The organism is Pseudarthrobacter sp. NKDBFgelt (assembly GCF_046097905.1).
GTDB lineage: Bacteria > Actinomycetota > Actinomycetes > Actinomycetales > Micrococcaceae > Arthrobacter > Arthrobacter polychromogenes.
In genome coordinates, this window is sequence record NZ_JBJURL010000109.1 from 1 (window position 1) to 10,678 (window position 10,678).

The 10,678-nt window shown below is 66.1% G+C and carries 10 protein-coding genes; 5 read left to right on the forward strand and 5 right to left on the reverse strand.

The genetic code is table 11. The annotated features are described in order from the left end of the window. The coding region (locus ACKAE7_RS19405) for a hypothetical protein (protein ID WP_408980046.1) at window positions 1-864 on the reverse strand (864 nt) is incomplete at its 3' end. A gap of 683 nt (window positions 865-1,547) precedes the next feature. On the opposite strand from ACKAE7_RS19405, the gene ACKAE7_RS19410 reads away from it, so the two are divergent. Next, window positions 1,548-1,997 (forward strand): peptidase inhibitor family I36 protein, encoded by a 450-nt coding sequence (locus ACKAE7_RS19410; RefSeq protein WP_188813120.1) that lies wholly within the window; start codon window positions 1,548-1,550, stop codon window positions 1,995-1,997. A 907-nt stretch (window positions 1,998-2,904) separates the two neighbouring features. On the opposite strand, the gene ACKAE7_RS19415 is transcribed toward ACKAE7_RS19410, so the two are convergent. From ACKAE7_RS19415 to ACKAE7_RS19425, 3 genes are all read right to left on the reverse strand, one after another. Next, a complete protein-coding gene (locus tag ACKAE7_RS19415) occupies window positions 2,905-3,273 on the reverse strand; it encodes a type II toxin-antitoxin system death-on-curing family toxin (protein ID WP_408980047.1) in 369 nt (122 codons plus the stop codon). Further along, complete coding sequence (locus ACKAE7_RS19420; protein ID WP_229666518.1) at window positions 3,270-3,476, reverse strand: ribbon-helix-helix protein, CopG family; 207 nt, start codon at window positions 3,474-3,476, stop codon at window positions 3,270-3,272. Before ACKAE7_RS19420 ends, ACKAE7_RS19415 begins: the two co-directional genes overlap by 4 nt. Before the next feature lie 426 nt (window positions 3,477-3,902). Then, a complete protein-coding gene (locus ACKAE7_RS19425; protein WP_408980048.1) occupies window positions 3,903-4,601 on the reverse strand; it encodes a maleylpyruvate isomerase family mycothiol-dependent enzyme in 699 nt (232 codons plus the stop codon). 224 nt (window positions 4,602-4,825) lie between these two features. Here ACKAE7_RS19425 and ACKAE7_RS19430 point away from each other — a divergent pair, with 224 nt between their 5' ends. The 4 genes from ACKAE7_RS19430 to catC all read left to right on the forward strand — a co-directional run bounded on the left by ACKAE7_RS19430 (window position 4,826) and on the right by catC (window position 8,666). After that, window positions 4,826-6,211, forward strand: coding sequence for an MFS transporter (locus tag ACKAE7_RS19430; RefSeq protein ID WP_408980049.1), 1,386 nt, complete (start codon window positions 4,826-4,828; stop codon window positions 6,209-6,211). 127 nt (window positions 6,212-6,338) lie between these two features. Then, the gene (locus ACKAE7_RS19435) at window positions 6,339-7,259 is read left to right on the forward strand and encodes a LysR substrate-binding domain-containing protein (protein ID WP_408980050.1); all 921 of its coding nucleotides are present in this window, start codon (window positions 6,339-6,341) and stop codon (window positions 7,257-7,259) included. Further along, window positions 7,256-8,359, forward strand: a complete 1,104-nt coding sequence (locus tag ACKAE7_RS19440; RefSeq protein ID WP_190611955.1) for an enolase C-terminal domain-like protein — start codon at window positions 7,256-7,258, stop codon at window positions 8,357-8,359. The genes ACKAE7_RS19435 and ACKAE7_RS19440 overlap by 4 nt, the downstream gene beginning before the upstream one ends. Before the next feature lie 28 nt (window positions 8,360-8,387). Then, window positions 8,388-8,666, forward strand: a complete 279-nt coding sequence (catC, locus tag ACKAE7_RS19445; protein ID WP_191035652.1) for a muconolactone Delta-isomerase — start codon at window positions 8,388-8,390, stop codon at window positions 8,664-8,666. 23 nt (window positions 8,667-8,689) lie between these two features. Here catC and ACKAE7_RS19450 read toward each other — a convergent pair. After that, window positions 8,690-10,678, reverse strand: a 1,989-nt coding sequence (locus ACKAE7_RS19450) for a LuxR C-terminal-related transcriptional regulator (RefSeq protein WP_408980051.1), incomplete at its 5' end; no start/stop codon positions are given.

Here is a 10,678-nt window from a genome sequence, read left to right on the forward strand (position 1 = left end):
CGGGCTGATGAACCGGGCCAGCACCGCCGGGGAGCCGCCGCGGTTGACGACCTCGGCACTGAAGGCGCCCGTCACGCCGTCGTGCACCCCGATCCCGATCCAAAGGTCCCGGACGCCCGCCGAGACAGCCAGGCCCTCGAGCCCGTTCGGGGCGACGAACAGCCGGACCTCCGGCAGGTGCAGCCCCTGCCACTCGCCGGGGATCGCTCGCGCCCCGGGCGGCAGCCCGGGCGGGTCGGCGAGGGAGGACAGGTCGAGCTCGGCGGTGCGGAACGCGAAGCCGACCGTGTTGCCCGGGCCGATGAGCGCGTGGCCCGGGGCCATGCGGATGAAGGAGTAGATGTCGTCGACGGGGCTGCCCGAGGTCGACGCCGAGCGCAGCCGGGTGCCGACAGTGGCCCCGGCCAGCTGCATGGTCCGGATGACGATGCGCGGCAGGATGAACCGGACCTGCGGGTTGGCGGGGTCGAAGACCAGTTGGCCGCGGGTATCCAGCATCGCGCCCCGCAGGTAGGGCACGAGCAGCCGGATCCCGGGCACGTCCAGGTCCAGGTGCCAGCCGCCGTCCTCGGTGCCGCCCGGGCCGGCCAGGTGGCGGCCGTACGCGATGGTGGCCTGGGTGCCGGTGAGCTCGATGGGTGTGGATGACCCGGCCCCGCCCCAGCGCCCGGTCGCGGGGTCGACGCTGACCCCGGCGAGCTGCGGCACGTCCACCGCGACGGATCGGACGCTCCAGGTGCCATCCACGTCGGTGACCTCGCGCGGCATCAGCCCGTCGGTGTCAATCGCCCTGAGGGCATTCTCCAGCGGATCCAGCGCTCCAGTGTTGCGGACGTCGGACGGGAGATCGTCCCAGAGGCTCATGACAGCGCCGTACGGAGTGAACGGCGATCAGCGGCCGACAGTCCCCCATCGTCATGCGCGCCCGTGTGCAAGCGGACGCTCGTTCGAACCTGGATGAATGTTGGCGTGGTCGGCTGGTGACAGCGTTCCTTTGGTTTGAGATTGGCCATGTCAGCTCCCCGGGCAACCGTGAACGCAACGTAAAGGTAGTGGGACCCTAATGGCGTGAGCGTTACTGCGGCGTTACGTCCAAAGCCAGGTCGTTGACCATAGATCGACGACGACAAAACAAGCAAGGCCAGTCCTCTTCACACGGTCCTAACCCAGATGTTCGGCAGTCATCGGCTGCAGTAGCCGTTCGAGCCGGCTTCAAGCTGGCGAAACCTGCTGCCGAGACTGGAGCCGGTCACGACTGGTACTAGCTCGTGCTGCGTTAAAGGTTCCAGTCGCGGGTGGCGCTCCTCGCTCCCCGCCCAATTCGCTGTCTCATAACCCTCCGCTGGCGGCGAGTTCAGGCGGTGAGTGCAACACCTGAATTCTGTGGGGTGTCGTCGATGGGTGGAGGGCTTAGCCCGGCCCCTGGGATTGGGGGGAGGTGTCCCCATGGCCCGCAAGACGTCGATGCCAGAGAATGATGACGGCGCCTCCGCTGGGTGACCCGGACGATTGGTTCGTCCGCCTACAAAAAATGACTGGGGAACTTCATGAAACTTGCAACGCATAAAGCGGCTACTGCTGCGGCTGTACTGGCGCTCGGAGCCAGCACATTCCTGGCGGGCGCGCCTGCTGCCAATGCTTCGGGCACAGGAACCGCGTGCCCGTCAGCCCGCGTGTGCTTCTACTTCAACTCCGACTTCCAGGGCGCACGCGCAGACTACGCCAACAGCGACGCCACCATGGGCAACGAGCTCTTCACCGACGGCCCCGTCGGACGGAACGGATGGGGCGTCCAGGTCAACAACAACGCAGCATCCCTGATCAACAACACGTACGCGTACATCACCATCTACGACAGCCCCGGCTGCGAAGGCTACGCCTGGTACATCCAACCGGGGGAACGTCTCAACCTGGGCGCGATGAAAAACAGAGTCAGCTCAATCCACGTAGCTTACAACGGCGGTGCCTGCCTCAACCGGGACCAGTCCTGGGCCTAGCCTTGGACTGGCCCAGGCTGTAACGCCGGGCCTTCTCCGCAGCGCCAGGGACACTGGCGCTGCGGAGGGGCTTCATAGGAAGCGAGCAGCAGGACAGCGAAAGACAGGCACCCTTGCTGGGTGTCGGCCACGTCCGGAACGAATGGTGCGGGCCTGGCAAACCCCGATGGCCGTGTGCGCTGGAACCTCCACGTTCGTCCACCACGACTCTGCCGCACCACTGCCCACGTTCGAACTGCGGACTTTATCCCGTCGCCTCCCCCTCAGTCCGGAAACGATGAGGACGAGGCCAGCGTTGAGAAGACCGCCGTCAGGATCAGGCCGACGCCGCCGAGGAACTCACTGTTGCTTTCATAGCCGAGCACGACTGCCTGCTCGGATTTTGTTCGCGGTACACGACGGTGACCGGCTCACCGACGGATGGGCGCTGCTCATGATCCACGGGGGCGTTCGCGTAGCGGCTCACGCCGTCGGCCGCCACGTACTCAACCGCGACCGCGATGTCCGGTTTGATCCCCCTTAGCGTCACTAAAGCAGGTGATGGTTCCGGCGACTTGAACGCCGGTGCGGGCGAGCTTTTCGTCGGCGCCAACCTGTTGCTAGCTGGCCACCATCAGGGCGTGCCCTACCAGCATCAACACGCAGGCGAACAACGTTCCAGATATGCAGGTACGGTCCGCTCGTGTGCACACTCTTGGCGGTTTTGTACACACTCGACCTCCTAACGGGCACTTGACCTGGGGAAATACTGTGCCCGAGGTGGGGCTCAAACTACATTCCAGGGCTTGGAAACACTGGGAACCCGCGAAAAAATTGCGGAATCCTAGCCAGTCCGAAGGCTGTTTGGCTCAGTACGAGACGAAAAGTGTGGACATTGTCCGCACCCCCTTTCGGGGGCGCTGGAGGACTACCGGGGCACCAGATGCCTGGAAATCTCGGCGGCAGAGTCCAGCAAGTCGACAGTGCCCGCGGCGACTCCGACGACCAGGTCGAAGCCTTCATCCGTGGTGAAGCCATGCCGGTAACCGTTGATCCACAGCAGCAGCACCATGAGCGTCCACGCCGTCCGTTTGTTGCCATCAATGAGTGGATGGAACCGGGCGACCGACTCCAACAAGGCCGCCGCCTTCACCGCCAGTTCCGGATAGGCTTCCGCGCCCATGACAGTCGTGGCCGGCCTGGCCAATGCCGAGGCCAACAACCCGACATCACGGATATGGATGCCGTACCGATCAACTACCTGAAGTGCATCCTCAATGTCCAGGTACGCCGTCACGCGTCCTCAAGGCGCTTCAGCAGATCAGCGTCATGGCTCACAACAAAATCAAGGCCCTGGCTGATTTCTCGCCGGCGCGCGTGGCGCTGCAGAACCAACTCTGCGCCCTGCAACAGAAGCGCGGACTTGGACGTGTGTTCTTCGGCAGCCAACTTCTCCAGCCGCCGATCGAGGTCCTCAGGGACACGGAGATTCATAGCCATATCACTATGGTACCAAAACGGTACCCGGACTTGATTGGACTGCACGCCCCCGCTAATTGGATCAGGCTCACCCCAGCAGGGCCGCGGTGTCTTGGAAAACTCAGTTGTTTTTCAAGACGCTAGGCTGCTGAACCCCTGCTGACGCTGTCAACAGGCCCACTTCACCGATTCAACCCCTTGAGCCAACGACCACGATTACGGAAGCGGACACGAACGCTTTTCACAACCATATGGGCTTTTCCTTGCTCGACAACGCTGTGTCATGCCCCTGGCCAAGTTGGTTGAGTAACCGGGCCGGGACTGTGACGACCGGGTGGTGCGGGCGCCCGAAGGAATCGCAGAAGCGGCGAAGCAACGAAAATAACTTGGCCGGACTATGCAGGCCCCTCGATGGGATGCCGCTGGAGCCGTTTCGTGCCGGCCGACTCACCAGCGCGGCAGTGCCGGCACCGGACCCTCCGCCTCGATATGCGTGGCATCACCGCGCGCCAGCCACTGGAGCAGACCCTCACGGTCCGACTCCACCCGGAGGGCGCCGTCACCGATGATCCACTGGTCGCGTTCCTCGGTTACCAGGGTCATCCCCGGTGCGTCCTTGGCACACAGGGAGCGCACTGCGGCTTCGAGGGCATCAAGGAGGGAGTCCGGGTCAGCTTCCTCGATGGTCCAGGCGGTATCCAGGTCGTGGTGGTGCACTACGACTTCCGAAATCCGGAGCGCCACGATGGACGTCGCCGCCAGCGGGCTGCCGTTCAAGCCGATCTCCGGGGCTGCGAGGGCGCCCGCCAGCCGCATGGCCTGCTCGGCGAAGTGCCCGGCCGAGGACCGCAACTCCGCCAGCAGCTCTTCCCGTGGCAGTGCGGCCAGGGCGGCGATGGCCTCGGCGCGGGCTTCGGGCGAGACGTACAGCCGACGCTCCTTACCCGTGGCGGCCCACTCGACGAGATGGACCAGCGCACGGCCATTGGCAGCGACGTGCGCAATGACGTCCGCCCTGGACCATCCGTCGCACAGTGACGGGCCGGCCATTTCGTGGTCCGACAGGGACGCGACGGTGGCGAGGAACATGTCGGTTTCCCGGCCGAGGCGGGACAGGTCGGAATGAAGGCGTGCAGGAGTGGTCATTGCGCCAGCCTAGCGGCAGGCGGGTGAGCTGTCATCTATATTTACTCTTCAATGCAAAAGGCTTATTCATTCGAAATAAGTACATAGAAACCCCCGGGCGGAACCCCGGGTAATTGCCTCATATGTCCCGGGTCACACACCTGTCAGGCTGAAAGGAACCCCGAAACGGCTGCTGGCCCAACGTCGTGCCAGCGCATGCAAATCACCTTTGAGAGGAACCGGACATGACACAACCGCACGCGGTTATCGCTGAAAATCCAGAGAAGGAGACCCGCACCGCCAACTGGGTGGCCTTCGTCATCTGCACAGCCCTGCTCTTTGACGGCTACGACCTGGTCATCTACGGCACCGTACTGCCGGGCCTGCTCGCTGACCCCGGCCAGATCGGTAAATTCGACATGGCCACCGCCGGCCTCCTGGGCTCCTGGGCCCTCATCGGAGTCCTGGTCGGTTCCCTGATCTGTGGCGCCGTCGGCGACTTCTTCGGCCGCCGCCGCCTCATGCTCCTTGGCATCGCCTGGTTCTCGGTGGGCATGTTCATCACCGCACTGACCACCACAGTCCCGGCCTTCGGCGCCATGCGTTTCATCACGGGCCTCGGCCTGGGCGTTGTCATCGCCAGTGCCGGCGCCACCATGGCCGAGTTCGCTCCGGCAGGACGCCGCCAGTTCTACAACGCCATCGTGTACTCCGGCGTTCCGGCCGGCGGCGTGGTCGCCTCCATCATGGGCATCATGTTCCATGAGAGCCTCGGCTGGCGTGGACTGTTCATCATCGGCGCACTTCCGCTGGTCATCCTGCTCCCCATCGCATGGCGGAAGCTCCCCGAGTCCCCCCGCTGGCTGTTGTCCCGCGGCCGGGAAGAGGAAGCCCTGGCCGCCGCGGAGCGCACCGGCGTGCCGCTCCTCGAAGAGCGCGTCATCTTGGAGACGGGCGCTGCGCCGCAGAAGTCCGGGTTCGCCGCAGTCTTCTCCAGGCAGTTCGCGCTGGCCTCCGTCCTGCTGGGGCTCATGTCCTTCTGCGGCCTGCTCCTTACCTACGGCCTCAACACCTGGCTGCCCAAGATCATGGAAGGCTACGGCTACGGCCGGACCTACTCCCTGTTCTTCCCGCTGGCACTGAACCTCGGCGCGGTGGCGGGCGGCCTGATTGCCTCCCGCCTGGCTGACAAGAGCGGCCCGCAAAGGGTAATCGCCACTACCTTCGGCCTGGCCACAGTCTCCCTGGTCCTCATGACTTTCAACTTCCCGCTGCCCATGCTTTTCACCTTCATCGCCGTGGCCGGCGTGGGAACGCTTGGCACCCAGGTGCTGATCTACGGCTTCCAGTCCAACTACTTCACCACCAACGCCCGAGCGGCCGGCGTTGCGTGGTGCGCCAGCGTGGGCCGCCTGGGCGGCGTGCTCGGCCCGATCATCGGCGGCTGGCTCGCGGCCGCGGGCATCGGCGGTTCCACGGCCTTCTACATCTACGGCGGCGTTGCGCTCCTGGGAGGCCTGGTGACCGTCATGGTCCCGCACCAGCGCAAGCTGGAGGAAGCCGAGCACCAGGTCGAAGAGATCGCTGAGCACCGCGCCGAAACGGATGCTGCAGCAAAGCAGCCCCAGTAGCGCACAGCGGTCTGCCTTGGACGTCATTGAGTCGAAAGAATGCACTAGTAAGTCTTTTTAGGGTTATTCTTTGAATCAATAGTCGTCCGGGGCAGAGCCTTGGCAGGGCGCATGGGAAGGCATCACAGTGGACATCCGGCAGCTGAACTACTTCATCGCGGTGGCGGAAGAACGGCACTTCGGCAGGGCTGCGAAACGCCTCCACATGGCCCAGCCGCCTCTCTCCCAGCAAATCCGCCAGCTCGAGGAACAGCTGGGGGTTCGGCTGCTTAACCGCACCACCCGCCGCGTGGACCTCACCACAGCCGGCGAACTCCTGCTGGACCGCGGACGGCAGATCGTCAACGATATGGAAACACTGAAAGCGGACGTGTACCAGGTGGGCAAGGGAGCCACGGGCGTCCTTCGGGTGGGCTTCTCGGGATCGGCCACCTACGGCGTCATGCCGCAGATCGCGAGGCTGGCCAAGCAGATGCTGCCGGGCCTGTCGCTGGCTTTGCATGGCGAGATGCTTACCCCGTCCATGGAAGCCGGACTCCGGGACGGCACGCTGGATGCAGCACTCCTCCGCCCTCCCGTCGCCTCCCAGGACATCGACTACCGCGTTGTCGACCAGGAGCCGCTCGTCCTCGCGGTTCCGTCCTTCAGCGCCCTGGCCGAGGACAAGCCGGTGGCGATGCACGAACTGCAGGACCAGGACTTCATCAGCTACGCGCCCGAATCCGTCCTGTACCGCATCACTTCGGACCTGTGCCGCCAGGCCGGGTTCCAGCCGCGCATCACCCAGGTGGTGGGCGAAACCTCCACGATGCTCGCCTTCGTGGCCGCCGGGGGCGGGGTGGCGGTCATGCCGTCCCGGGTCCGGGCTTTCCAGCTCGACGGCGTCGCCTACCGGGAGATCGACAACGCACCTCCCGTGGAGCTCGCCGTCGCCTGGCTCCGCGGCCACCGCTCCGCCCTGCTGCACAACTTCCTGGACGTCGTCGTGGCGGCCACCGCGCCCGGCCATGACCCGCTTCCCAAAGACGAAAGGCTTTCCCCGTCATGAAAATCGCAGCCATTGAGGCGATTCCCTACTCGATCCCCTACCGCCACCCGCTGCACTTCGCCTCCGGATCCGTCCACGAGGCCGACCATGTGCTGGTCCGCCTCCGCACGGACGACGGCGTGGTGGGCCTCGCGGACACCCCGCCGCGCCCGTACACCTACGGCGAGACGCAAAAGTCCATCGTCGCGGTGGTGCAGGACGTCTTCGCGCCGCAGCTGATCGGCGTCGACATCTTTGACAGGGAGAAGGTCCAGGAGATCCTCTACCGCACCATCCACAACCAGACCGCCAAGGGTGCCGTGGATATCGCGCTGTGGGACGTCATCGGGAAGGCCCTCGGCCAACCGGTGACCAAACTGCTGGGCGGCTACACCGATTCGCTGCGGGTCTCCCACATGCTTGGGTTCAAGCCCGCCCGGGAACTGCTCGCCCTGGCGCTGGAGTTCCGCGAAACGTACGGCATCAACACATTCAAACTGAAGACCGGCCGCCGCCCCCTCCACCTGGACATCGAGGCGGCCCGCGTGCTGCGCGAGGGCCTGGGCGAGGACGCCGAACTCTACATGGATGCCAACCGTGGCTGGTCCGCGAATGAGGCCGCCGAAGTGCTCCGCCGCACCGCGGACCTCGGCCTGCAGTTCCTCGAGGAGCCGGATGACGCCCGCGAAGTCCTGGGCCGCCGCCGGCTTGTCGCCAACGCCCCCATCCCCATCGCAGCGGACGAATCCGCCCCCAACCTCGGCGAGGCCGCCAAGGAAATCCTCAACGGCGGGGCCAACCTGCTGGCGGTCAAGACGGCCCGCTCCGGATTCACCGAGGCCGCCAAGATCGTGGGCATGGCCGAGGGCATGGGCATCGACGTCTACATCGGCAACCAGATCGACACCCAGGTGGGCACCGTGGCGTCCGTGGTGTTTGGTGCGGCCTTCGCCCACACCGCCAAGCGCGCCGCGGAACTGTCCAACTACCTGGACATGACGGACGATCTCCTGGCCGAACCGCTGCAGATCATTGACGGGCGCATCCGCGTCCCCGAAGGCCCCGGCGTGGGCACCGGGGTGAATGAGGAAAAACTCGAACGCTACCGCAGCGACCGCTGACGCCACCCATTCCACGAAAGGAAAAACAGTGAAGTACCTGGTCCATATGGACGTGAAACTGCCCGCAGACCTGCCCGCCTCCGAGGCGGCCGGAATCAAGGCGAAGGAGAAGGCCTACTCGCAGGAACTGCAGCGCTCGGGCAAGTGGCCGGAAATCTGGCGCGTGGTGGGTGAGTACGCCAACTATTCGATCTTTGACGTTGACTCCAACGACGAACTCCACGAAATCCTGCAGAACCTCCCGCTGTTCCCGTACATGGAGATCTCGGTGGTGCCGCTGGCCAAGCATCCCTCCGACATTAAGTAGGACTAGCACCGCCGCGTTCCGGGTCAGTCCCCTGCCCGGAACGCGGCGGCGAGCTCGCTGCGGGAGCGGATGCCCATCTTCCGGTAGAGCCGCGTGAGGTGGTACTGCACGGTCTTCTCCGCCACGAACAGCGCCCGGGCCGCTTCCTTGTTGGTGGCTCCCCCGGCTACGAGCTCGGCCACCGCCTGCTCCTGCGCGGTGAGCTGGAGGTGGTGGTCGCGGGCGGCGGTGAGCACCGCATCGGCGGGGTCGGGAAGATGTCCGACGTCGAGACCGGTCGCCTTGAGCTCCCTGTCGCAGCGCTCCACATAGGTCGCCGCGCCCAATGAGTCGTAGAGGTCCCGCGCCGCGCGCAGCACCGAGGACGCCAGCCGCCGTTTCCCGGCGCGCCGCATGCTCTGCCCGAAGGCGAAGCTGATCCGCGCCCGCAGGTAGGGCCGGTTGAGCCCGCGAAGATGCCCCAGGGCCGCCTCGAAATGCTCCCTCGCCGTGTCCGGATCCCCCTGCGCCGCCAGAAGCCGGCCCCGCGCCCACGCCATCCTGGCCATGTCGGAGGGGACTTCCCGCTCGCGCCGCAGCCCCTCGAAGGACGTCAGGAAGGCGTCGGCGGTATCCAGCTGATCGGTCATGACAAGTGCGTTGACATAGGTGTCCTGCCAAGGCCAGAAGGACACCCGGTCCTCGGTCCACGGGTCCAGCTCGGTCAGCGGCTGGAGCACGGCCAGGGCGCTCTCATAGTCTGCCCGCGCCTCATGGAAGCGTGCCCGCGCCAGGCTGGCGGGCACCTGCATGGCCCGGTACGTCCCCGGCTGGACCGCGGCCTGCGAGACGTAATAGCGGGCCCGGTCCCAGTCCCCACGCATGGACCATAGCTCCGCGGCGGTCCAGTACAGGAGGGGCCGGATCAGGGGCATCCGGGAGGTTTCCAGGCGGACGCTGGACCGTGCGATGGTGGCCGCCGCGGCATCCCAGTTCCCCAGCACCAGGTGGGTGCGGGCCAGCCACGCCTCGGCCCACAGGGAAATCCGCAGGGACCCGCCGCGGTACTCGGTGGGGGCCGCCGACTCGAAGTTCACCAGGGCCGATTCGACATTGTCCATCCGCAGCGCCAGCCAGCCGGCACCCATCTGCACCCGCTGCTTCTGCGCATTCTCGGCGGCGTGACCGAAGGCGCGCTGGTACGAGGCCTCCGCCTCCCCCAGCCGGCCGCAGGCGTACAGGCCCAGGCCATAGATGGCTTCGGACTCGACATGCGCCGGCGTCCCTGGTTCGGTCAACGACATGGCGCGTTCCGCCCAGCCGGTGATCATCGGGCCGTCCCAGGACGCCACCCCGTGCAGCACGAACCGCTGCGCCACCTGCGCGGCAGCCTGGGGGTCGCGCTCCGGGTTGCTGGTGCGCCAGGCCATTTCCAGCTGGCTTTGGGCGCTGTCGTTCTGGCCGGACACCGTAGACAGGTAGCCCAGCACCGAAGAGCGCAGCGGCGACGGCGGCAGCGCGTCCACGGCGGCCGACCAGCTCTGCGCCTCGGCAACATTCCCTGCTCCCACCAGCGCGTCGACGGCGCGCAGGAGCCGGTCGTTGCGGGCCCGGATGTCCAGGGACAGCCGCGATGCGGAAAACAGGGCCGTGGCCACGTCCTGCCATGCGCCCACAGCGGCCTGGCGGGCGGCGAAATCCTCGAGCTCCTCGGCGAGGGCCTGGTCCCCTGCCGGTGTGGCGGAGACCCGGTGCCCGAGTTTTTCACCCTCCGGCTGCACGGCCTCTGCAGCCAGCCGGTGCAGCGCGATCCGGCGGCTGGGAACAATCTGCTCGTAGATCGCCTCCGCCGTTCCGGGTTCAACGAACACGACGGCGGAGCGCGCCTGGTCCACAGACAGCCGCAGGAGGCCGGCGCGGTGGCCTTCGTCCAGGGCATCGAGGACGGACTCCACCCCGCTGACGGCTGCGACTTCGTGCAGTCCGGCGCTGCGGCCCAGCACGGACGCGGCTTCGGCCGCGGCAACGAGGGC

What these genes read in the sequence shown, in the direction of transcription:
- ACKAE7_RS19410 (WP_188813120.1), top strand. Translation starts at nt 1,548, where the DNA reads ATGAAACTTGCAACGCATAAAGCGGCTACTGCTGCGGCTGTACTGGCG.
- ACKAE7_RS19420 (WP_229666518.1), bottom strand. Translation starts at nt 3,476, where the DNA reads ATGGCTATGAATCTCCGTGTCCCTGAGGACCTCGATCGGCGGCTGGAG.
- ACKAE7_RS19425 (WP_408980048.1), bottom strand. Translation starts at nt 4,601, where the DNA reads ATGACCACTCCTGCACGCCTTCATTCCGACCTGTCCCGCCTCGGCCGG.
- ACKAE7_RS19430 (WP_408980049.1), top strand. Translation starts at nt 4,826, where the DNA reads ATGACACAACCGCACGCGGTTATCGCTGAAAATCCAGAGAAGGAGACC.
- ACKAE7_RS19440 (WP_190611955.1), top strand. Translation starts at nt 7,256, where the DNA reads ATGAAAATCGCAGCCATTGAGGCGATTCCCTACTCGATCCCCTACCGC.